Genomic DNA, 23,413 nt, shown 5'->3' with positions numbered 1-23,413 from the left:
TTTTCTTGTTTTTGTCCTGTGCTTTCCTCGACTTTACTAAACTCCTCATAAGAAAAGCTTTTTTCTCGTTTTATTCAAGTAATCATAACAACCCGCCTGATATTGTTTTAGAAAACATTGCATACGAGAAAAAAACTCAAATCCGTGATTATTCCAAATGTGCATTAAGATTGATGTTTAAAAATTTGATGACTTCTCCATCCTTCTCAAACACCGTAATTCCGGTATTATCCTGAAGAATTCTTCTGTAATTTCTAAACGGTATCCCGAGCGATCCAGCAATAAAGAATCGGTTTACAGTGTTATGGGCAACGACAAGAATGGTTTGTCTCTTATGCTTATCCGCGATTTCAGTAAAGAAGGCTTTCGCTCTGCGATAGATTTCTTCAGCTGTTTCTCCGGTCTTTCCTGCTCGAGCAGTTCCGGGATCGACCAACCAATCCCGCCATGCCTGGGGGTCTTCTTCAATAAACTGCTCTTTTGGTTTTCCTTCCCAGAGGCCAAAGTCTGCTTCAATAATCCGCTCATCTTTTTCAACGGAAAGCCGATGTTCATTCGCAATGATTCTGGCTGTTTCGTATGCTCTACATAAAGGGGAAGAATAAGCAGCATGAAACGGTACTTCTTTTAAGTATCCAGCCGCCAATTTTGCCTGTTTTTTTCCGTTATCTGAAAGTTCAATATCCGTAAGACCGCAATATCGATTGCCTGACGCATTCCATTCGGTTTCTCCATGACGCAATAAATAAATCTTAGTCAACAACATGACCTCTTTTCGTTAAATAACCTTTTTCTTGAAGCTTTTCTATAAAACGATGGTAACCTTCGTCATATTGAGAAATGAGGTGCTTTGAAGGTTCATATTGTTTTTCACTAATTGTTAGCGCTTTTCCGGCTTCGATGATGCTTGTAAAGTTGGTTTGCGAAGCTGCGAGAATTGCCGCGCCAACCGCACCCATCGTATGTTTCATTTTATAGATCGGTTTATTCAAAACACTGCTTCGGATCGTTGACCAGACATCACTGTTGCTCGCGCCGCCTGCTGTGAAAACAATGTTAACAAATTCACCCGACAGCTCTTCAATCACTTCATAGGCATAGCGTTCAAGATACGCAACTCCTTCCATCTTAGCGGCAAAAACCTCTGCTTTTGAAAGCCCCTTCGGTTCAAAACCTCTTGCTTGCTGTGCGATGAAAGGGAAACGTTCTCCTTCTTGATTTAGCGGATAGGAAATAAAAGAAGTCGGGATGATGCCTTCCGCCTGTTGGTTTAACTCTCTTAAATTCTCGTTTCCAAATTCCTTTGTCACCCAATCGGCTCCGGTATTGCTTGCTCCACCCGGCATCCAGAGTCCTTCCGGATGGCGATGATTATAAATCCGTCTGAGCGGATCAACTACTTTATTCTTGGTTACACCTTTTAACACGAGGGTTGTACCGATCGTCGTGTTCCAGTCACCGAGATTAATCGCTCCTGAAGCAATTTGAGAAGCGCAGCCATCAGTTATACCAGAAACGATGGTAATGGTTTTTGGCAAGCCTGTTTGCTCTGCTACTTCCGGTAAAATCCGGCCTATCGGAGTACCGGACGGGAGAACGTCCGGGAACCAACTCTTCGGGAGTTGGAGTTTCTCAAACAAATAATCAGGCCAGGATAAGTTCACGAGATCATAGCCAGTTTTAAGTGCATTGGTATAGTCCGTTACACCCCAATTACCACTTAGCTTTGCCAAAATAAAGTCGGCCGCATGAGCCCATCGCCTGATTTTTTCTTCTTTTTCAGGATAACGATTCATAAACCATAAAATTTTCGGCAAACCGCTCGAAGTGTTAAAATCTTTGTAGCCCTCTCCATCATCGCGGGAAACAGCATTTCGACAAATCTCCGCTTCTGCACCGGAGCGCTTGTCACTGTACATAATCGCGTTATGAAGCGGCTGGTTGTTACTGTCAAGCGGGATCATCGTACCCGACGTTGATGTTACAGACATAGCAACAATAGTATCCAGTTTCCCAGCCGTTCGGAGCTGATTCGCCAGTTCTCCCATCGTCTTCAAGAGAATCTCCCACCATTTTTCAGGAGACTGTTCCTGTCTCGCTTGTTCATCCAGTTTAAATGTTTCTTCAGTTGCGCCCGCAAGATTTCCAGATTGATCAACTGCTACAACCCGAACACCCTGTGTCCCTATATCTGCTCCCAAAAAAAGGGGCGATTTTGTGCCGTTCACCGAATTTTCACCTGCCTTTGATCCTTTTTTGCGTGATATCCTGCTTACAATTCCGGAGTGTTTTTCGAGCCCATTTCCACTTTTCGAACCATTTGGCTATCCGGTCGTCTTCGTTTAGATTCGTTACTTCAAAATCATTTGCAATTGCCGCTTCAATTCCTAATATTTCATTACAGATTAAGATCGCGCCGCTCACTGAGGACTGGCGGTATCCTTTTCGAATACGAATCTCTTTTTGCAGGAGGTTTGCCAACAACTGCCTTAACGTCTTACTTTGAAATCCGCCGCCACAACCCCAGATGTATTCAGGTTCATCTCCGGTCACATCATGCAAAACCCTGTAGTTTTCTGCAATCGAACAAGCAATATCTCCCAGTGATGCAAGTGCAAAATGCGCCCGTTTTAATTCATGGGAAACAGGCGTTTCAAAAACGAATCCCCCTGTCTTAAGCGGCTCTTGCTCATCCGAAAGAATCGACCCTAATGTAGCAATGCAGCTGAAGTCCTCAAGTTCGTTTATCTCTTTTTCTATAACACTATAATCTTCGTTTGGGTAAAAAATTGCTTTCAAACGCTGATAATTCAATCCCGTTACACCGCAATTTGTTTCGAAAATCCATTGTCCTTTTTCTACATGGCCGTTTGTCCACGTTCTTTGTTCACAATCAAAACGGTACTCGTCCATCACTTTGGTGACAGGAGTCGTCGTCCCCGATACGATGACGTAATCATTTATGAGAGGATTTGTTCCTTTAATAGCCAGCTGTGTATCCGCACCACCGACAATCACCGCTACATCCTTGCCAAGATTCCATTCAGATACATATTCCGGTTTCAGTTTTCCTAAAATCGATCCTGAATCCACGAGAGGAGGAAGTTTATCAACCGGAATACCAAACGTATCACACAGGGAGAGACTCCATTCGTTTTTTCGAACATCGTAAAGCAATGTTTCTGTCGCCTGGGAATGCTCGTACACAAGCTCGCCAGAAAGCAAATAGGTGACCCAGTCACTGATGCTTGTAAACGCTTTAAAACGATGCCAAAGGTCAGGCTGTTCATGTTTTACAGCCGTTAGCTTCAATGCTGAAAATAACGTTGTTGGTCTCCGTCCAACCTGTTGATAGATCGTATCCAGATCAGCAATCCGAGCTTCATATGCTTTGCCGCGGTTATCAATGTTTGGAAGACCCAGATAATGATTTCCGTTTTCATCGAATAACACAATACCCTGGCGTTGGCTGGTTGATGTGATTGCTTTTATCTTCACATTCGATGACAATTCAACCGCTTTTTTAGCCATGCGTTTCAGTTGCTGCCACAGTGCCTCCGGCTCGAAATAAAGGCTGTCTGGATAATGATGATCCCTTTTATAAGGAAGGTCTTCCCTTTCCACGGCATGAATGGTGCCATCAGAACCGGCAACAACGACACGCGCGTTACCGGTTCCAATATCAAAAATCAAATAACCTGCTTGCATGCCAATATCCCTTCTTCCGTTGTGTTTATACTTCCAGGACCTGAAGCACCTCTTTATTGACAAACTCTTTAAAATCACGATTCTTATCTATAAACCACTTTCTTAAATTTTCATTCATGATCACCGCATGATGATCTTCCACTTCATAAGTGGCCCCCGCAATATGAGGTGTTGCCAATACATTCGGATGGTTGATGATTTCATAATCGACTTCATCCGGAGGCTCATGATAAAACACATCAAGAATCGCACCTCTGATTTTGTTTTCCTTTAACACTTCGATGAGTGCTTCTCTGTCCACCACCACAGCACGTGCCGTGTTGATAAAGATCGCATCTTTTTTCATCCTGTTCATGAGCTCTTTATTGATCATACCCTTCGTATGCTCATTCACAGGCAAGTGAATCGATACGATCTCGCTCGTTGAAAAAACCTCTTCCAGGGTCACTTTTTTATAATCCGGATCAGGCGATTCGATGAATGGGTCATAGAATTGAATGTCGCACGGAAAATGTCTTAAAATCCCCGCAATGCACTGTCCGACTGCACCAAAGCCGACCATGCCAACGGTTTTTCCGGCGATTTCATTTCCTTTAAATTGAAGGTAAGCCGTATGAGCATCGGCATCCCACTTTTTCTCCTTTAACCACTTGTGGCCATAGAACGTGTTTCTCATAAATGTAATCAGGTTTCCGATAAACATTTCGGCAACGGCCTGTGCGTTTCTAGCCGGTGTATTGAAAACCGGAATTCCTTTTTTCGTAGCATATTTCACGTCTACATTTGACGGTGTGCCGCGGCATACACCAACGAATTGAAGCGGAACATTGCTTAGCACTTCCTTTGTTACGTGGTCGTGTTCCGTTATTAACGCATCTGCATTGGCTTCTTTTAATAATTGAATTAACTCGTTGGCATGGTATGCTCTGCCATGAGGCTTCCATGGCTTATAGACCACGTTACCAAATTTACTTAAAACTTCTCGTGCTTCTTCGTTATACGGTGCCGTTAACAAGATGTTCATTTTGATCCTTTCCTCTCATGTGTTTGATCAAACTAGAAGGTTTGCGGTGTTTTCATCGGTAATAAGAAGGTTAACTATGCCTCCTTCAAGCGCTCCCCGGATCGCTAGTTGTTTGGAATCTCCATAAGCGATGCCGATTCGTATGGGAATACGCATAAAGTCCGTAGGTGATGCTCCAATCACACGATCGGATAATTCCTGAAAAGAGAATTCGCCTTTTTCATTGTAAAAATGGAAAATAACATCTCCCACATTGTGCGATTCCAGATCTTCACTGGTCAGGCCGTGTACCAAACCCGCCTGAAGAATCGTTGAGCTCTCTTTCGTATGTCCGATTCCCACAATAGCCATATCCACTTTCTTGATCTCTTCATAAACATTTCGGATGCTTTCATTTTGTAAGAACATGTCTTTACTCTCCGGCTTTTCGACAATTGCAGGTGCCGGCAAGAAAAAAGCCTGCGCATCAATTGCCTGTGCCCATGTTTGAATATTTCTTGAAGCCGGTACAACATTCTCTTTTCCTCCGGAGCTTCCTGATAATTGCACGACTTTTAGGTTTGGTCGCGACTCGGCCAAGTGCATATACTGTCCGACGGAATAGAGTGTTTTCCCCCACCCCAGTCCAATTGATCCCTGGAAGGGAAGAATGCTGTTTAGATATTGAACAACCAATGTTTCGAATGAGTTGATTGAACTTTGATTATTCTTCAGTACGACAACATCCCGCATCCGATAGATTTCATGAAGTTGCTGCTCGATCTGACTATTTCGGGACTTGTCAACCCGCGATTGAATATGAAACTGTACAATCCCTTCCTCTCTTGCTTCGTTTAAGAAACGTGCAACCGAAGATCTCCCCACTTCCAACTGATCAGCAATCGCCTGTTGGTTCATGCCAAGAACATAATACATTCTTGCAACTCTTTCTAATAAACCCCTTTTGGACAATTGTTCATTTTTAGTTGTTTTGTTCATGATGACGCCTCCATTATATAAATTGATTCATGATTTGTAAACACTTTCAGAGGTATTTAGTATACTTTCATATCCAAGTGATAACCAACAGAGGGCTTATATCCGTCTCAAAAACAAATAGAAATCGTTTTTTAATATAAACGTTTCCCTTGATTAACCTCAGATCGAAAACCGTTTTACCAAAAAAAGCTGCTTGACATCCGAGTAACGACTGATAATATAAAAACAAACCCCAGGACAATTTTATTATATTTGGACATTTGTTCATTAGCAAGAGAGAAAGAAGTTTGTTTACTTGTAAACCCTTACAAATCGATCAGGCTCGCAGGTTAAGGGCTTGAAACTATTCTTGAAAGTAAGGAGTTGGATAAAATGAAAGCGGTTCCTTCATCGAATCAAATGCATTTTTTAGATCGGATTGGAATTCCGAGTAAAATTGCCTGGGGTTACCTTGGGATTTTTATCTTCATGATGGGAGACGGCCTTGAGATTGCCTGGTTAAGCCCATATCTGATCGAAAAGGGTATGAGCATTCAGCAGTCTGCCTCCCTTTTCACCGCTTATGGTGTGACCATTGCCATATCCTCGTGGTTTTCAGGTGTACTGGTTGAAGCATTAGGAACAAAACGTACAATGTTTATGGGATTACTCCTTTATATTATCGGAACGATTGGATTTGTTGGCTTTGGTATCCCTGAACTCTCCTATGGAACGATGCTCCTTACTTATGCACTAAGAGGGTTCGGTTATCCGTTATTTGCGTATTCGTTCCTTGTATGGATTGCGTACCGCAGTCCGAAAGAAAAACTTGGCGCTGCCGTCGGCTGGTTCTGGTTTGTGTTCACCGGGGGGCTAAACGTACTCGGAGCTTATTATTCCAGCTGGGCGATCGCCCATCTCGGACACTTGAATACGTTGTGGAGTTCACTGTTATGGGTATCAATCGGAGGTTTTTTCGCATTAGTCATCAATCGCGACAAATTGGAACAAAAGCAAAACGCTGACGCAAAGGGCAAAGCAAGAGAACTGGTCAAAGGATTAACCATTGTTAAAGAGGAACCAAAAGTATTGTTGGGCGGTATGTGCGTGTCATAAACACGACGGCTCAATTCGCTTTCCCGGTTTTCTTGCCGAGTTATATGGCAGAGCACGGCATTCCTACTACAACTTGGCTGCAAATCTGGGGAACAATCTTCACAAGCAATATTCTCTTTAATCTCCTATTCGGATTTGTAGGGGATAAATTCGGTTGGAGAAACACAATCATGTGGTTTGGCGGCGTGGGTTGCGGTATTACAACCCTTCTCCTGTTCTACGTACCACAGTTTATAAACGGTAACTTCTGGATAATTCTGATAGCCGGCATCCTTTGGGGCGGATTGCTGGCAGGCTATGTTCCACTTTCCGCATTAGTCCCATCTCTGGTTCAGAAAGACAAGGGTGCCGCAATGGCAATTCTTAATCTTGGTGCGGGATTGCCGGTATTTGTCGGCCCTTCCATCGTTGGCGTATTTATCGGGTTGATCGGGAACGAAGGTGTCATTTGGATTCTGGCCGGGCTTTACTTTTTAAGTGCATTCTTAACCAAGTTCATTACGTTGCCCGGCAATATCAAAACGGCTCATTCTGAAACCGGAAAAAAGAAAGCGATTTCAGTTTAAAAAAGGGGAAATGAAAAGAGCAGCAGGTGTACTGCTGCTGAGGTTATTGACAAACCCAGCCCCAAACAAGGTTTGGTGTGCTGGGTTAAATGAATTCCAATTCGTAAAATCGCTTTTTATCGGTGTAATTTCATAACCATCAAGAATCCAATAATCATAAGAATGTTTGATAGATGTTTTTCCTTGAGCAGGAATAATGTTATTAGTTTCATCAAAATATTTTCCCCTAGCTGTCCATACGCCCTCTGAAGTTAAATAAATATGCCCCATTACATATCAAGCAAGTAGGTATCTATCGCCGGATGATACGGTACACTTTTACCTGAAATGGTACGGTAACCCCAAAAACATTACAGCACAAGTTAATTTGTCTCATTTCCTTCAGCTGTCTGATATCCTGTTAAGAGATGGTCACGAGATTCCATAGCCCATTGACGTAGCCGATCCAAATTAATATTTAACATCTCTCCTCTCCTTTTGATCGCTTTTCCAGCAACAAATACTGAATCGACATTGTGGGTGTTCGCACATTGTACCACAGCACCAACGGGGTCATTGAGGGGGAACATGTTTAAATGCGTGAGATCGATCATAATGATATCCGCTTCTTTTCCTGGCGTTAGTGTACCAGTCTTGTGATCCAATCCCAATGCACGCGCTCCGTCGATAGTCGCAAATTCCAGGACATCCCGTGCAGACAGAGCCAGTTGTTCCGGCATTTTTTCTTCCTTTAGAAGCTGTTCGTTGATGCGAGAGCGTTCGGCCTGAAGGGCAAACTTCATCTGAGCAAACAGATCGCCGCCAGTAGATGTCACCACATCGACACCGATCGCAGGCCTTCCTCCTTGTTCCAGAAATAAACCAGTGGCCGGATATCCATGTCCCATCATCATTTCCACTTCTGGTGTGACGGATATAGATGCACCCGAACTTGCAATCAATCCAAACTCGTTGTCATTGATTGTATTGGCGTGGACAAAGTTAAGATCAGGTCCCAGCAGATCAGCTTTGTGCAGTTTTTCGATCGATCGATCCACTGAACCCCATGTTCCAAAGCCCAAATGCATCGAACAGATGACATCTAGCTCCCGTGCCAACTGAATATCGGATACGGTTGCTTCCCAGTGACTAAATTCGGGTCCACGAATCGCCAGTCCCATAGTAAGCAATTGATCTGTTGAGGAAAAATACTGTTTCTTGACCCGTTTGCTGTCTTCAGGGTGTCTCAGTTTACTTTCTCTGTTCCAATAGTCATGATCTCCGGAAAGCCCATATGCAAAAACGGCCCGGATCCCCGCTTCCTTCAATCCCCGAATCCATTCGTCCGCATGTTCTGGTGACTCGATCATCGACCAATCCAAAATGGTGGTTACACCTGCTTCCAGTGCTTCCAATGCACCGATCAGATTTCCTACATATCCGTCAAACGGACGTAATCGACTGCCGATATTTCCGAAGTAAATATTTTTTAAGTAAGTATCCAACGACCAATCAGCTCCGATGTTTCGGATCAAGGATTCCCAGGTATGGCGATGGGTATCGACAAAACCCGGCATCACAATCATATTTTCAGCATCGATGGTCTCACACTCGGATACATTTAGATCGGGTTGTATCTCTACAATTTTATTTCCTTCAATTAATACGTCCGCTTGCTTAAAATCGCCAATCGTTTTGTCAAGGGTAATTACAGTTCCGTTTTTGAGCAATGTTCTTTTTATCATTTTTATCCCCCCCCGATTATCTTTTCTTAATGGTTTCCCATACGTTGGACATTGCTGATTTTATGTTCATTCACCGTCTCTGCCAGATTTCATATTCTTTCCTAATAAAGCCAAACAAGGGGCAGAATGATCTGCCCTTGTTTGATAATCCTTAATTTGACAAATATACATTATCTACATAAACCGATGTTTGTCCAGATGAATTGCTTGCCCCAATAAACTGAACACCATACTCTTTTATATTGGCTAGATCTACGCCAGATAAATCTAATGTTAATTCAGTGGTTCCTCCAGAGCTGATAGTTGTCCAGCCGCTATCTTTCCAAGTATAGTTATTCCCGTACTTCACAAATACCTTAACTCCTAAGCCTGTTCCATAATTTCCCCAGGTTGCTCCTTTTACTGTAGCTTTTAGTTTGGAGTATCCGGAAAAATTGGTATTGCCACTCTTAGACATATAATGCTGGCTCTGACATCTGGATATCTACTTGCAATGATCTGGAACCTTTTGAACTCCAGGCAGTGGTAGACTATGGACCTCCAGCGATATTGCTGCCACTCCAGCTTTCCGTTCCGGACTCAAAGTCGGCTAGAAGCTTTGTGCTTCCTCCGCCGCCACCTCCACTACCTCCACCTAGATATTGTTTTAACCATTGAAGTGCAGGGCGCTCAGCACCTGAACTGGTCAGTAGATACGTATCAGATTGCCAGGTTTGACCTTGAATGTATCCCCACAATGTAATTCCTTTGACAGCAGGGTGTTCCCATAAAACAGGGAATTTTTGTTGATATCTAGAAAGCTGTGTACTATCATCGCCTCCCATATCAAGCTCAGAGACATAAATGGGCAATCCAGTTTCAGCTAAGGTATTTAGAACGCTATTCATGGTGCTGACAGATACATTATTCATATTAAAGTAGTGACACTGAATTCCGATTCCGTCAATCAATCCTCTGCTTTTTAGCAGATTAATGATTTGGACATATTGTGCTGCTGCATTGGGATCACTGATAATTCCATAATCATTAATAAGCAACTTGGAGTTAGGAAAAGCTTGTCTTGCTTGCTCGAATGACCAGATTACCCAATCCCAGCCAGTCGAGCCATCTCCACCGATTGCATTTCGATAGGAAGGCTTTGCGTGTAAGGGTTCATTTACTACATCGACAAACTCTGCATTACGATATTTTTGACCAGCAGCTTGGATCCACTCGGTTACTTCTGCCTTTTGATCAGCTGCAGAAAGTCCGCTAATCCAGCTGGGTTCCTGACTTCCCCATACTAATGTATGGAATTTGAATGGATAGCCGTTACTTTTAGCAAAGTTGTAAGCTGTATCTGCTGCACTCCAGTTCATATTGTCTCTGCTAGATTCAACAGAACCCCATTTGGTTGAATTTTCAGGCGTCACTTGATTCCAATAAGTAGAGAAGCTGGAAGGAACACTATTAGCAACGATGTTTCCTAGAAACTTACCGCCAGTTGCTAGACCTGCATAAGCATTATCTGCCCCCATAGGCAGGAACAAAGACCCCAGTAATACCAACACAGTACACAAGATAGCCATTTTTCCCATAATACACCCTCCTCCAAATATTCAGAATAAAACGTTTTCATTTTCATATTGTAAAGCTTTCGAGAAGGAAAGTCATTCCAAAATAATTAGATAATATTCCAAAAAATTTAGATTATACCTAAGAAAACATAGATATTTATAAGCGTATTAAAACCATTGGCTCGCTGGAAGATACTACAGAAGAATCGTTTAGTCCTGAGAATGTGACAGTGCAACTGCGGTTGGATGATATTGAAATCACAGATCGCAAAGGAAAGTCATTGGCTCTTTACCTCTACTCGCTCTGACCTGATGACGCCAAGATCGGTTCAGTTTTTGGTAAAGAAATATGCATTGAAACTGCAGATGGATGATTGGACAGTTTTCCACCCCCTTTCGAATGGGTTTGATCACTTGTTTCATAAACCATTCCAAGTTTCCATCTATGGGCTCCACTCTTATTTATTTGTGTGACTTCAGGAACCAGTGGTATATCAGTCATTTCCGGGTCTGTGGATTCAACGGTTTCCATTTCTACCGCCTCAGGTTCAAATACAGGAGGAAATTCAAAATTCCATAGAGTCGCCGCTTTTTCTCTCATGGATCAATACACTGATTGGGCTAAAAGCCTCAAAGTGAATTTGGTTTTTAGGGATTCCCATTTCTATTAAAGCTCGATAGATCACCTTCATGAAGGGAATCGGTCCGCAAAAATAAAACGTTCCGTCAGGTTTGGAGATAATGGATTCCAACCAACTGCGGTCAATAAATCCTTCTTTGTCGAAATTTTGTGCTTGACGGTCTTTTTCCGTGGGCCTTTCATAACAGACATAAGACTGAATGTTGGGATTTTGGTCTGTCAATCGGGATACCTCATCTTTCATGGCATGGACGTCTCCGTTGATGGCTGCGTGAATGAAAGTTACATGTCGCCCTGGTTGTCTTTCAGCTGTCGTTTTTAACATGCTTAAGAGTGGTGTCAATCCAACACCGCCACTAATGAGAATAAGCGGATCACTATTCTCCGTCAAAACAAAGTCACCTGCCGGTGCACTAAAGGACAAAATATCCCCTTCATTTACTTGATGATGAAGGTAATTGGAAACAATACCCGGTGGATTTCCATTGTGAGCATCTTCCCTTTTGACAGTAATTCGGTAATAATCCTTGCCTGGTACATCCGATAAACTGTAATGCCGGATATGGTCGTACTTTTCACCCGGTATTTTTGCTCTTAAAGTCAAATATTGTCCGGCCAGGTACGGTGCGATCGCTTTCCCATCGGCGGGCTTTAAATAAAAGGACGTTATGACTTCACTTTCTTTCACTTTTTGATCCACTACAAAATCCCTGAATCCTCTCCAACCACCCGGTTGGGATTCCGCCTGTTCATATAAATCCCGTTCAATTCTGATAAAAATATCGGCAATAAAATGATACGCTTTTTCCCACGCATCCAGGATTTCCTTATTTGTTTGACTCCCTAACACGTCCTGAACAGCTTGGATCAATTTTTCACCTACAATGGGATATTGCTCAGGTACGACTCCAATAGCCCGATGTTTATGGGCAATACAGGTAATGATGGGCCGGATCGCTTCCAGATTGTCCAGATGTTCTCCGGATGTGTAAACGGAATGAGCGAGTGCTTTCTGTTGAATACCCCGACGTTGATTCGTTTGGTTAAATAAATTGTATAGCTCGGGGTGGCTTCCGAAAAGCAATTGATAAAAACGTTTACCAATCGCTTTACTGTGCTCTTGAAGTAGTGGTGCCGTTGATTTTACGATCCGGATCGTTTTGTTATCCATTATATTTCCTCCTATCTTGCTTGTTATATTGCACATTACTCCCCTGCGGGTATTCGAAAAATGGCGGATGTGGTTCTTGTTGGGAGAAGGCATATTTAAAGGAGAATATTGCTTCTATGGTTTCACCCCTTACGCTCTTTTTATAACAAGAAGGGAGGCGTTGGAATGTGAAATGGATCACAAATAAATCTGGTTTCATCTTCCGGACTTAAATCTGTAAAAGTATCGTCACAAAGTAAATGACTTGAGTTCCACAGGTGTCTCAAGTCATCGTAAGTCGAACTTTTTAGTCCTACAACGAAATACATGATGAAGAGGCCAGTGACGAAAAAGAGGATATAATTAAGTGAGAGTAATTGTTTTCTTTCTGCTCTTTTCGTAATGTTCATAAGTCGTTTGTGATTGAGTTGATTTCAAGCGAAAGGACCTATTTTTATGGAAAAACGGAATGTATTGCAGCAGATCCCTTTATTCCGGGACTTGAACTCGCAGGAATTGACCCGTGTCCAAAAAATCACCATTTATCGTTTTTTCCGGAAAAAGACGACCATCTTCACAGAAGGAAGCGAAAAAGAAGCGATATTTTTTATACAGAACGGACTTGTCAAAGCCTATAAGACTGACAAGGCGGGCCACGAACAAATTGTGTCTCTGCTGCAAACCGGCGATATGTTTCCGCATACTGGTTTCTTTAATCAGACACCTTATCCGGCAACAACGGAAGCCCTTGTGGATACCCATCTTTTGGCGATCCCTGTTCCCGCTTTTGAGCAACTTATCTTGGCAATGCCATCGCTTGCCATCAAAGTCATCGATGGCATGGGTGCCAAAATTCGGGAGCTCCAACAAAAACTTCAGCAGTTTACCGGTTATGACGCGAACAGCAGGATTCTTTCCTTTTTGCTATATCTGGCAGACAAACACGGGAAAGTAAAAGGCCCCCGGATTCATATCGAACTGCCCATGACCAACCAAGAACTCGCCAATACGGTCGGAACATCCAGAGAAACAGTCAATCGGTTATTAAATCAACTCAAAAAGGAACAAATTATTGAAAAGAACCGCTCGGAAATGATCATTTTGGATAAGAATGCGCTGAAACGCTGGATCAACCATTAAGGGCACAAATCCGTTGTATTGGATTACACGATTTCAAATGGCAACTGCTCTGGGAACCAACTTTAAGAACGAGTAAATTTGAATCCCTGTAATGCCTCAATGTCATGTTTCCTTAAAAGAGTTCATATGAAGAAATGAACCTGCTTTCAAGTGAAATTTCCGCTCAGACACGCCTAACCATACTTCCCCACTTATTACAAAAATGAGCACATGGCAGTTAGCATGGTGTCGGAGAACCTTAAAGAAAAATCACCTCCTCAACTTCCGGGGACACCGCTTTATCCGAGAAAATCTTAATGGATGCCATCAATATAACGCCCATAGTCTGGAATCGCGATGCGATCAAACTCTTTTGCGAGCCTTTCCAGTCCACTTCGCAACTGTTCCCCAGCCATAGGTATCCCATGTCCAGTAACAACTTGAGAGGGCTTTAATGCTTCGAGTCGCTTAACAGATTCCCAGGCTGCTTGCCAATCCGTTGTCAAGTATCTTGGTGGACCATTGATTTCCTGATTCTGAATGAACACTTTATAAAGAGATTCTTGTTTGACTGTAACGAAGGCGTCCCCAGCGATAAGCGAACGGTCAGTCTCTCGAAACAAGGAAATATGTCCAGGAGTATGTCCGGGTGTGTGGATCCACCTCCAACCGGACATACTTGGTACACTGCCATCAGAAGGGAGTTTCTCTACATGGTTTCCCAAGTCAATGGGTTCAACCGGAAATAGGGAAGACATTTTAGCTACAAATCCCCCCTCGACAGTTGGATCGGGTTTAGGGTAACTGGATTTACCGGTTAGATAAGGCATTTCTAATTCGTGTGCATAGACAGGAACATTCCATTCTCTTACTAAATCAACAACTGCGCCAACATGATCGAAATGCCCGTGTGTAAGAACAATCGCTTTTGGCCTGCTTTTAGAACCAAACCGTTTTGTTGCTGCAGAAATAATGTCATCGGCTGACTCTGGCATACCCGCATCGACAAGTACCCATTCATTTGATTGATCAGGGTCTCCAACGAAACAAACGTTTACTATTTGGATAGTCAAACAGTACAAATCCGGAACAACCTCTTGGCCGACTTTGCTTCTTACCGATGTTGCTGGAATAAATTTACCTTCCATCGTGTCTTCCATATTCCTATCCAAACCGTCTGCCTCCTTTTTTGTGATAGTTATAACCCATTGATACTGGAAGTATTCAGGAGAGCATAAGCCCGGGAGAACCGTGAAAGAACGAAAAGATAGGATGCTATACTGTAGTTGAGGAATAGAGGTAAGTATCATATCTCGGTTGATTAGAACGGGGTGCTGGACAACTATCCCGGTTGGGTGAAGAGATAGCGAACTAGCTATCTTTTTTCTTGCCCTTCACTCCCCAGAGAGAGCGTTTGGTCAACTTTTACTTGATTGCCTTGCAATGTCAACGGATTAACCATAAATGTAATGTTACTCATATTTTTCACCCCCATTATCATGGTAAATAGAAAGCTCTTGGACTTACCAAGATTTTTACATGGCTTTTCTCTTTCACCAACGTTTCAAACCCTTCTTCGATAATGTGATCAATGTTAATTTTTTTCGTAACCAGTTCTTCCGCTTTGATGCTGCCGTTCGCGATCAGTTGGATCACTTCCGGAAAGATATTTCGATAGCCAAGTATCCCTTTCATTTCACGCTCTTTTAAGACAAAGCTGTTTGGAAGGATGGTTGCTGCTTTTTCCCAAACACTGACAATAATCATTTGTCCATCAAATTTTGTGCTCTCAATCGCTTAATTTAAGACCCTTTCCACACCGGCAACCTCAAAGCTTACATCAACCCCTCCATTTGTAAGGGTTTGAATTTCTTTCACCACATCTACACTTTTCGGATCCAAGACAATGTCCGCACCAACTTTTTGAGCGAATTCTCTGCGTTCTACTGAAAGTTCGATAGCAATAATTTGACTTGCACCTGCAGCTTTCGCGGCTTGAATCGTTAACAGACCGATGGGTCCTGCACCAAACACCGCAACTTTGTCACCAACTTGAAGTTTGCTTTGTCTTATCGCATGTACTGCAACCGCGGCAGGTTCTACCATAACTCCTTGTTCATAACTCATTTGATCCGGTAATTTATGAACCATGTTTTCTTTGACCAACGTGTATTCAGAGAAGCCACCGCCGCCGCCGGCCAGACCATGAAATCCGAGCTTTTCACAAAGATTGTAAATTCCCGATCTACAGGCACCGCATTTGCCGCAATTAAGAATCGGCTCTACTGTAACCCGGTCACCTACTTTAAATTTGGTAACGCTTTCGCCAATCTCTACAATTTCACCTGCAAATTCATGTCCAAGCACAAGAGGTACTTTTTCATTCGTTAAAGGATGAGGTTCTTTTGAAGGAAGGAAAATGGGACCTGCTAAATATTCATGCAAGTCGGTACCGCAGATCCCGCACCATTCCACCCTTATTTTTACCATACCCGGCTTTACTTGTTGCTCGGGAATTTCCTCTACACGAACATCTTTAACTCCGTACCATCGTGCTGCTTTCATGTTGTCACCTCATTATATTTTTGTAAATATTCATTTACCTAAATATTTCTTATGTTGTATCCGGAGAGACAGCACGATCTTATGATTGAGTTCTGCGTGCCGTTTCTATATATTCCGTCAAGAAATCATATCTTAGAGAATGAGATGCTAATTTTGAAGAGATGTTGCTGTCACACCCTGAATATGCTCTCGAGCGTGATAAGATGATTCCACATGTTTAAAACCACGTTTTATTCCCTCTTCCTTTAACGCCCTGAACTCATCTGGATGATAATATTTTTGAATCTTTACATGCCGTTTGGTCGGCTGCAAGTACTGGCCGACCGTGATGATATCACAGCAAACCGCTCTTAACTCATCCATTGCTTCCAAAATTTCATCCCACGTTTCACCGACCCCAACCATCATGCTTGACTTGGTCGGAATATGGGATTTCATTTCCTTAGCACATTGAAGCAGGTCGAGTGAACGGTCAAATTTGGCTTTGGATCGGATGCGGTCCGATAAACGGCGGACCGTCTTAATATTACGATTCAACACGTCAGGCTCAGCGTTCATGACCGTACGGAGAGCATCCCAATTGCCCATAAAGTCGGGAATTAATACCTCCACACTGCAAAACGGATTCCTGTCTCTGATAGCCCGTATGGTGGCAGCAAAGATCGCTTCCCCGCCGTCATGAAGATCATCGCGGGCTACAGAAGTGACAACCACATGCTGCAGACCCATATATTCAACCGCTTCTGCTACCCGTTCAGGCTCCTGCCAATCCAATTCTGTCGGTTGGCCCGTTTTTACGGCACAGAATCGGCACGCCCGTGTACAAATATCGCCAAGAATCATAAAGGTAGCTGTACGCTGGCTCCAGCATTCGTAGATATTTGGACACTGGGCTTCTTCACATACGGTGTGCAAGACTTTACTGCGCATCATCTTCTTCAGGTCATGATAATTCTCGCTTGCTTTCAAGCTAACTTTCAACCATTCCGGTTTGCGATCTGACATGTGTCTCACTCCAAATTGTTGCTAAATCTTGGACGATTTTTCATATAAAAGTAAATATAAACCCGCTGTTATAGATGCACGGCGAGACCCGTTGCACTCAAGACCGCTTCTTGTAACGCTTCAGACAGTGTCGGATGCGCTGCAATAAAACTTTCCATTGTATCTACAGTCATTTCGGAGTGCAACATCATGGACCCCTGTCCGATCAGCTCTGTCGCACGCGGCCCAACAATCGAAAAACCAATGATCTCATTAAATTCCGGATGAACGATCACTTTTACCTTTCCGGTTTGTTCACCTAGAATTAACGCTTTCCCATTTGCGGCGAAAGGAAATTCTCCGATACGAATATCCCCGTATATCTCTCTGGCCTTTTTCTCTGTCAATCCCACACTGCCGATTTCCGGCCAGGTGTAAATGCATCGTGGGACGACGCGGCGGTTTATCTTCTTTTGCTTGCCGCATGCATTCTCGGCAGCCACTTCCCCTTCATGAAAAGCAAAATGAGCCAACTGGATACCGCCGACAACATCGCCGCATGCGTACATGTGGGGAATGCTTGTCTGCATGTGCTCATTGACTTGAATTCCCTGTTTTGTATAGAGCACTCCGATCTGATCCAGTCCCAATCCTTCCACACGCGGTTTACGGCCAATCGCCACCAGTACATAATCGGCCGTCATTTTCGTAATTTCTCCATTCATCGCCAGTGTGACCGATCGGTCATTGCGGTCGATCTCCTGCACACTTGTCGATGTATGAATGAGAACTCCGTCTTTTACTAATTGATGATACAAAATCGCCGCAAGATCCGAATCTTCTCCGGGGAGAATCTGGTCCGCCATTTCCACAATGGTTACCTTACTGCCCATCCGGCTGTAAACGCTCGCAAATTCACAACCGATCACACCGCCGCCAACAATCAACAATGAAGAAGGAACTTCCGGCAGTGCAATCGCATGCCTGTTATGGATCACCCACTCCCCGTCAAACGGAGCAAAAGGCAATGCGATCGGCTCGGCTCCTGTCGCTATAATAAATTGATTTGCTGTAATTTCCGCAATACCATCTTCTGTCTGAACCCGGATGAGCTGATCTGTCAAAAAAGAAGCTTTTCCTTTTACCACATGCACCTTATTCTTCTTCATCAAGTACCCGATTCCGAGTACCAGCTTTTTGACCACGTTATTTTTATACTGTTGAACGCTTTGCCAATTCAGGTGCACCTGATCCAGCGGTAAATCGATTCCAAAACGACTCGCGTGTTTGATCCGGTCATACGTTTCGGCACTTTCCAGCAATGACTTGGTCGGTATACATCCTTCATTTAAACAGGTTCCACCCAGTTCGGCCTCTTCGATCAATACGACTTGTTTGCCGAGGCGGGCGGCTGTGATTGCCGCAACATATCCAGCCGGTCCACCTCCGATAATGGTTACTGTACTCACTTTTTCACGCCCTCCTCGCCTATAACAACATGGTGTACGGCTGTTCGAGGTATCGCTTGACGGTTGCGAGAAATTCCGCCGCAGGCGCTCCATCAAGCACACGATGATCAAACGTCAAGCTTAACGGCAATAAACTGCGGCGTTCCAGTGAGTCCTCGATATAAACAGGTGTATCCTGAATCGAACCGACACCCAGGATGCCCGCTTCCGGCGGATTGAGCACAGGTGTAAACAGTTCTACCCCGTACGCTCCCAGGTTTGTGATCGTAAACGTTGAACCTTTCATTTCTTCGGCGCTCAATTGACCATTTCGCGCCTTGTGACTCAACGATTTGATAGCTCGTGACAATTCAATAACCGAACAACGCTCCGCATTTCGGATCACAGGTACGACTAACCCTTTTTCCAAAGCGACTGCAATTCCCAGGTGAACATTTCCGTAAGTGTTGATACTGTCTTCAATATAAGCACTGTTCATCTGTTTATGCTTAAGCAGGGCCAATACGACTGCACGGGCGATAAAATCGGTTACAGTCAGTTTGACTTTAAGACGTTCCTGAACATCAGACAAAACTTGTTTTCTTAGTGTAAGCAGGTCACTCACATCGGCGCTCATGCTGATCGTCAGTTGGGCACTTTGCTGTAAACTTTCAAACATACGTGTAGCGATTGCTTTCCGCATACCACTGACAGAAGTACGATCAATTGCAGCAGATTCCGGCTTTTCTTGCTCTCCAGTTAAAACCGCTTGTTTCCCATCTTTGGTTGACGACGTTTGCGCAGCGCTTTCAATCGCCTTTTCAACATCTTCTTTCGTAATCCGTCCCTGTGGGCCAGTTCCGACAAGAGTCGCTATATCCAATCCGGCAGCAGCCGCCATTTTTCGGGCAGCCGGTGAGATTTTCACTTGGCTTTTCCTAGGCGAGGCAACCACTTGGACAGCGGTTTCAGAAGAAGCAGCCGCCTGCTCTCCCACTTTCACGGAGGGCGTCTCTGACGTTTCCATACTCCCTGCCTTCTCACCTTCCGAACCAATATAGCCAATCACTCCTCCAACAGGAACCACTTCTCCGTTTTGAGCCGACATATCCAGGATCACTCCGTCTGCCGGCGACTCTACTTCCATTTCAATTTTCTCGGAACTGATAACAACAATGATATCCCCTTTTTGGACGGAATCGCCAATGTTTTTTTTCCATTCGACGACGGTTCCTTCTTTCATCCCCATTCCCAGTTTCGGCATAATTATTTCAGTTGCCATGTCTTTTACACTCCTTTTTCCAGATAGGAGGTGGGGTCTCAACCCACCTCTTTCCAATGCTTCTATGAATGCGCTTACGAAACAGCCACGATTGACTCGTCACCAAGAAGTTCAGAAACAGCTTGAATCACTTTTTCCGGTGAAGGCAGATAGAGATCCTCAAGATTCGGTGCAAACGGAACCGGTGTATGTGGAGCCGTTACCCTCTTAATCGGTGCATCCAGCGAGTCAAATCCTTTATCTGCCACAAGAGCTGCAATATCGGTTGCCATGCTGCAACGCGGATTCGCTTCGTCAATCACAATGAGACGGTTGGTTTTCTCCACGGAAGAAAGAATAGTATCTTCATCCAGCGGTGACAGCGTGCGCGGGTCGATGACTTCGACTTGAATCCCTTTTTTCGCAAGCTGTTCCGCCGCAGTCAGAGCGGTGTGTACTTGTTTGCCGATCGCTACGATGGTAAGGTGGGTCCCCTGCCGCTTCACATCCGCTTTCCCAAACGGGATCGTATAATAATCTTCAGGTACTTCCCCTTTCATGTTGTACAATGTCTTATCTTCAAAGAAAATGACCGGATCGTTGTCAGCGATCGAAGCCAGAAGCAAACCTTTCGCATCAGCCGGAGTGGACGGCACAGCCACTTTGATGCCGGGTAAATGGGTAAACATCGCATACAAACTCTGTGAATGCTGAGCAGCTGCGCGGAACCCGGCTCCGTGCATGGTTCGGATCGTTACGGGCACTTGCGCCTTGCCGCCAAACATATACCGCAATTTTGCACACTGATTCATAACCTGATCCAAACATGAACCGATAAAATCGTTAAACATCAATTCTGCAATCGGTCTCAACCCCGTGGCAGCGGCTGCCACCGCTGCTCCCACAAAACCGGCTTCACTAATGGGCGTATCTAACACGCGGTCACGCCCAAATTCCTTCACCAACCCTTTAGTTACCCCCAAGACACCACCCCATGCTTCATCATCTGCCAAATGATCCATTTCTGCCCCTCCGGCTACGTCTTCTCCTAAAAGAATCACATTTTCATCTTCACGCATCGCCAGTTTCATCGCTTCATTAATCGCATCTGCGAAACTTATTTTTCTAGTCATTTAAAACACCTCTATAATTTTGAAATTTATTAATAAGACACATAAACTTCTGTGAACAGTTCTTCTGCAGATGGCAGCGGACTTTCTTCCGCAAATTTGACAGCGTCTGAAATCGCTTTCTCCACATCGCTGTCAATGTTGGAAAGTTCTTCTTCAGTTAAAAGTTTAGACTCTACCAAGTAAGCACGGAATAGATTGATTGGATCTTTTTCGTTACGATGGTATTGTGACTCCTCACTCGTTTTGTACTTCTGCTGATCCCCTTCAAAGTGACCATAATTACGATAAGTTTTGCACTCGATAAGGGTTGGTCCTTCGCCCCTTCTCGCTCTTTCTACAGCCTCTTGGGCCGCCTTGTAAACAGCAACTACATCCTTTCCGTCTACTACCACACCGGGAATGTTATAGGCAGCCGCCCTTTGAGCAATATCCTTACAACTGGAAGCGTAAGAGAAAGGTGTCGCTTCTGCATATCCATTATTTTCCGCCACGAAAATAACCGGCAATTTCCAAATGGCAGCCAAATTAATCCCTTCATGGAATGTTCCCTGATTGTTTGCGCCATCCCCAAAGAAGCTAACTGATACAGCATCGGTTTTTTTCAATTTTGCTGTCAGTGCTGAACCACACGCCAGCGGAAAGCCTCCTCCGACAATCCCGTTTGCCCCAAGCATACCTTTTTCCAGGTCGGCAATATGCATCGAGCCGCCTTTTCCTTTACATAAACCTGTTGCTTTCCCGTAGATCTCTGCCATCATTCCATTCAAATCGCACTCTTTTGCAATACAATGGCCATGCCCGCGATGCGTGCTGGTAATGCTGTCTTTTTTATTCAAATGCGCGCAAATACCAACGGCTACCGCTTCTTCACCCGCGTACAAATGAACAAATCCGGGTAAGTTGCCTTTCGCAAACAGTTCATGCACTTTGTCTTCAAACTTTCTGATTTCCACCATTTTTCGATACATCCAAGTTGCTTTCTCACGAGAGAGCAACTGATTTTTCTTCTGAGCCGTTTTCATGATGGACTCCTCCTGACATTCGTTGATCAATTGATACACTGCATTTCACATTCAGATTTCGTTCAAACGAAGCGATGATCTGCTGTTTGACTATAGACATTTCGGGGGAAAACTCCAGTTCCCGTGCAAGTGACGTCACTCCAAACTTTGCGAGTCCGCAGGGAACAATATTTTGAAAGTGAGTAAGATCCGGGTTTACATTTAACGCCAGACCATGGAATGTCACACCCCGACTGATCCCTATACCAATGGCACAAATTTTGCGGTCTTCCAACCAGACACCGGGATACCCTTTTTTTCGTTGTCCCTCGAGGTTGTACATGGCCAGAACATCACATATGATCTGTTCCAATAATCGTACGTATCCGATCGGTGTTAATCCGGAGTCACGCAAACGTGTAATGGGATATACAACAAGCTGCCCCGGGCCATGATAGGTAATATCCCCTCCCCGGTCACACTTGCAAATACTAAATCCCTGGCTCCTAAGAAAATCTTGGGGATATAGCAAGTGCTCCCATTTTTGGTCCGAACCCATCGTATAGGTGGGGGGATGCTCAAGCAAGATCAGCGTATCCTCAATCTCTCCTGACTTTCTCTTGGCAACCAGATCCTTTTGCCAACGAAGCGCGATCTCATAATCTAGTTCCTGGCATACATAAGCCCGCAATCCCTTTTCACCTCCTTCTGCTACTCTATCCATTGCAAATCCCGTGCCAACATCGATTTTTTCTTTTTCACCTGAGGTCAGGTACAATCATCTTGCATAAAAGAGTAGTTTTTTTAGACAAAATGAGACAACTGTCCCGTTTTGTCTCACTTTGTATAAAACAAAAAATCGTATCACGTGTATATGGAAGATAGATTCTTCCCCTCAGCAAAAGAAGTCTGCACCTCCTGAAACATAGCAATGACGGATGTACTGTTTTGATCGGCATGAAAGTCTACCCTCTGTTCAGAGAAGCTCCTCTTTCTGTACTGCCCCATCCGGCCAGGCAGCTATGGTTCATCCATCGGCACTTACATTTTTTTAGAGTGTAATAGATTGAATATTTGTTATAATGAACGAAAGCGTTTTAATAAATATCACTCAAAACAAAAAGATATCGACAATTTCTATATAAATTGAACTGAAAAGAAGCAGAAGGGCAGGGTTGCAGATGGCGACTCGCAACTGGATTGGGACGGAGCCGGCAATCCCACACCGTATTTCATCAGATAAAATCTTACATGACAATATTGATAGACAATCTTCTGCCTGTTCATAGGTAGAAGCAAATTGCCATTCGTCTTCATGGATTGCATGAATAAACTCCATGAAGTTGCCATATACAGCGGCAGTCATGATCAACCCATTCGAGAACCTTTTGTGCCTACAGGATTAACTCCGACAATCAACGGACAAATTTCTTCTACCCACAATAAAATAGAAAATTCATA

The 23,413-nt window shown here is 43.9% G+C and carries 20 protein-coding genes and 2 pseudogenes; 2 read left to right on the top strand and 20 right to left on the bottom strand.

Annotated elements, in window-relative coordinates; all coding sequences use genetic code 11:
* Positions 1-148: 148 nt before the first annotated feature.
* Genes I8U27_RS04145 through I8U27_RS04125 form a run of 5 tightly spaced genes read right to left on the bottom strand, consistent with a single transcriptional unit; the run spans position 149 to position 5,710 of the window.
* Positions 149-760, bottom strand: coding sequence for a histidine phosphatase family protein (locus I8U27_RS04145; RefSeq protein ID WP_181750743.1), 612 nt, complete (start codon positions 758-760; stop codon positions 149-151).
* Positions 753-2,228 (bottom strand): FGGY-family carbohydrate kinase, encoded by a 1,476-nt coding sequence (locus tag I8U27_RS04140; RefSeq protein WP_181750742.1) that lies wholly within the window; start codon positions 2,226-2,228, stop codon positions 753-755. Before I8U27_RS04140 ends, I8U27_RS04145 begins: the two co-directional genes overlap by 8 nt.
* A 7-nt stretch (positions 2,229-2,235) precedes the next feature.
* The gene (locus I8U27_RS04135; RefSeq protein ID WP_181750819.1) at positions 2,236-3,714 is read right to left on the bottom strand and encodes an FGGY-family carbohydrate kinase; all 1,479 of its coding nucleotides are present in this window, start codon (positions 3,712-3,714) and stop codon (positions 2,236-2,238) included.
* A 19-nt stretch (positions 3,715-3,733) separates the two neighbouring features.
* Positions 3,734-4,732, bottom strand: a complete 999-nt coding sequence (locus I8U27_RS04130) for a 2-hydroxyacid dehydrogenase (RefSeq protein ID WP_181750741.1) — start codon at positions 4,730-4,732, stop codon at positions 3,734-3,736.
* Between the two features lie 27 nt (positions 4,733-4,759).
* Positions 4,760-5,710 (bottom strand): sugar-binding transcriptional regulator, encoded by a 951-nt coding sequence (locus tag I8U27_RS04125; RefSeq protein WP_181750740.1) that lies wholly within the window; start codon positions 5,708-5,710, stop codon positions 4,760-4,762.
* A 399-nt stretch (positions 5,711-6,109) separates the two neighbouring features.
* Here I8U27_RS04125 and I8U27_RS04120 point away from each other — a divergent pair.
* Positions 6,110-7,371, top strand: a pseudogene (locus I8U27_RS04120) (MFS transporter).
* Here the strand turns inward: I8U27_RS04120 and I8U27_RS04115 are convergent.
* The 6 genes from I8U27_RS04115 to hmpA form a co-directional block, all read right to left on the bottom strand.
* Positions 7,363-7,641 carry a hypothetical protein gene (locus tag I8U27_RS04115; protein WP_181750739.1) on the bottom strand — a complete coding sequence of 93 codons (279 nt, stop codon included), beginning with the start codon at positions 7,639-7,641 and terminating at the stop codon, positions 7,363-7,365. The pseudogene I8U27_RS04120 and the gene I8U27_RS04115 sit on opposite strands and share 9 nt — an antisense overlap.
* Before the next feature lie 92 nt (positions 7,642-7,733).
* Positions 7,734-9,095, bottom strand: coding sequence for an amidohydrolase family protein (locus I8U27_RS04110; RefSeq protein WP_181750738.1), 1,362 nt, complete (start codon positions 9,093-9,095; stop codon positions 7,734-7,736).
* A 151-nt stretch (positions 9,096-9,246) separates the two neighbouring features.
* A complete protein-coding gene (locus tag I8U27_RS04105; RefSeq protein WP_332310901.1) occupies positions 9,247-9,579 on the bottom strand; it encodes a hypothetical protein in 333 nt (110 codons plus the stop codon).
* Between the two features lie 46 nt (positions 9,580-9,625).
* On the bottom strand, positions 9,626-10,612 hold the full coding sequence (locus I8U27_RS04100) for an endo-1,4-beta-xylanase (RefSeq protein ID WP_374057903.1): 987 nt from the start codon (positions 10,610-10,612) through the stop codon (positions 9,626-9,628).
* Positions 10,613-10,946: 334 nt separating this feature from the next.
* Positions 10,947-11,252 carry a hypothetical protein gene (locus tag I8U27_RS04095; protein ID WP_181750735.1) on the bottom strand — a complete coding sequence of 102 codons (306 nt, stop codon included), beginning with the start codon at positions 11,250-11,252 and terminating at the stop codon, positions 10,947-10,949.
* On the bottom strand, positions 11,218-12,462 hold the full coding sequence (gene hmpA, locus I8U27_RS04090) for an NO-inducible flavohemoprotein (protein ID WP_232345236.1): 1,245 nt from the start codon (positions 12,460-12,462) through the stop codon (positions 11,218-11,220). The genes I8U27_RS04095 and hmpA overlap by 35 nt, the downstream gene beginning before the upstream one ends.
* Before the next feature lie 435 nt (positions 12,463-12,897).
* On the opposite strand from hmpA, the gene I8U27_RS04085 reads away from it, so the two are divergent.
* The gene (locus I8U27_RS04085) at positions 12,898-13,581 is read left to right on the top strand and encodes a Crp/Fnr family transcriptional regulator (RefSeq protein WP_181750734.1); all 684 of its coding nucleotides are present in this window, start codon (positions 12,898-12,900) and stop codon (positions 13,579-13,581) included.
* 293 nt (positions 13,582-13,874) lie between these two features.
* Here the strand turns inward: I8U27_RS04085 and I8U27_RS04080 are convergent, their stop codons facing one another.
* From I8U27_RS04080 to I8U27_RS04040, 9 genes and pseudogenes are all read right to left on the bottom strand, one after another.
* Positions 13,875-14,720, bottom strand: a complete 846-nt coding sequence (locus I8U27_RS04080; protein ID WP_181750817.1) for an MBL fold metallo-hydrolase — start codon at positions 14,718-14,720, stop codon at positions 13,875-13,877.
* A gap of 337 nt (positions 14,721-15,057) precedes the next feature.
* Positions 15,058-16,125, bottom strand: a pseudogene (locus I8U27_RS04075) (2,3-butanediol dehydrogenase).
* A gap of 147 nt (positions 16,126-16,272) precedes the next feature.
* Positions 16,273-17,130, bottom strand: coding sequence for a lipoyl synthase (gene lipA, locus I8U27_RS04070; protein ID WP_181750733.1), 858 nt, complete (start codon positions 17,128-17,130; stop codon positions 16,273-16,275).
* Between the two features lie 68 nt (positions 17,131-17,198).
* Positions 17,199-18,578, bottom strand: a complete 1,380-nt coding sequence (gene lpdA, locus I8U27_RS04065; protein WP_309506093.1) for a dihydrolipoyl dehydrogenase — start codon at positions 18,576-18,578, stop codon at positions 17,199-17,201.
* A 19-nt stretch (positions 18,579-18,597) separates the two neighbouring features.
* Positions 18,598-19,839 (bottom strand): dihydrolipoamide acetyltransferase family protein, encoded by a 1,242-nt coding sequence (locus I8U27_RS04060; protein ID WP_181750731.1) that lies wholly within the window; start codon positions 19,837-19,839, stop codon positions 18,598-18,600.
* A 74-nt stretch (positions 19,840-19,913) separates the two neighbouring features.
* A complete protein-coding gene (locus I8U27_RS04055) occupies positions 19,914-20,951 on the bottom strand; it encodes an alpha-ketoacid dehydrogenase subunit beta (protein WP_181750730.1) in 1,038 nt (345 codons plus the stop codon).
* Between the two features lie 29 nt (positions 20,952-20,980).
* A complete protein-coding gene (locus I8U27_RS04050; protein WP_181750729.1) occupies positions 20,981-21,973 on the bottom strand; it encodes a thiamine pyrophosphate-dependent dehydrogenase E1 component subunit alpha in 993 nt (330 codons plus the stop codon).
* Complete coding sequence (lipB, locus tag I8U27_RS04045) at positions 21,933-22,643, bottom strand: lipoyl(octanoyl) transferase LipB (RefSeq protein ID WP_198065843.1); 711 nt, start codon at positions 22,641-22,643, stop codon at positions 21,933-21,935. The genes I8U27_RS04050 and lipB overlap by 41 nt, the downstream gene beginning before the upstream one ends.
* Before the next feature lie 420 nt (positions 22,644-23,063).
* Positions 23,064-23,318: a hypothetical protein gene (locus I8U27_RS04040; RefSeq protein ID WP_181750727.1), complete on the bottom strand. Its 255-nt coding sequence runs from the start codon at positions 23,316-23,318 to the stop codon at positions 23,064-23,066.
* Between the last annotated feature and the right edge of the window lie 95 nt (positions 23,319-23,413).

It is taken from the genome of Paenactinomyces guangxiensis (genome assembly GCF_016055185.1).
Classification (GTDB): domain Bacteria; phylum Bacillota; class Bacilli; order Thermoactinomycetales; family Thermoactinomycetaceae; genus Paenactinomyces; species Paenactinomyces guangxiensis.
This window is presented reverse-complemented; position numbering and strand designations above follow the sequence as displayed.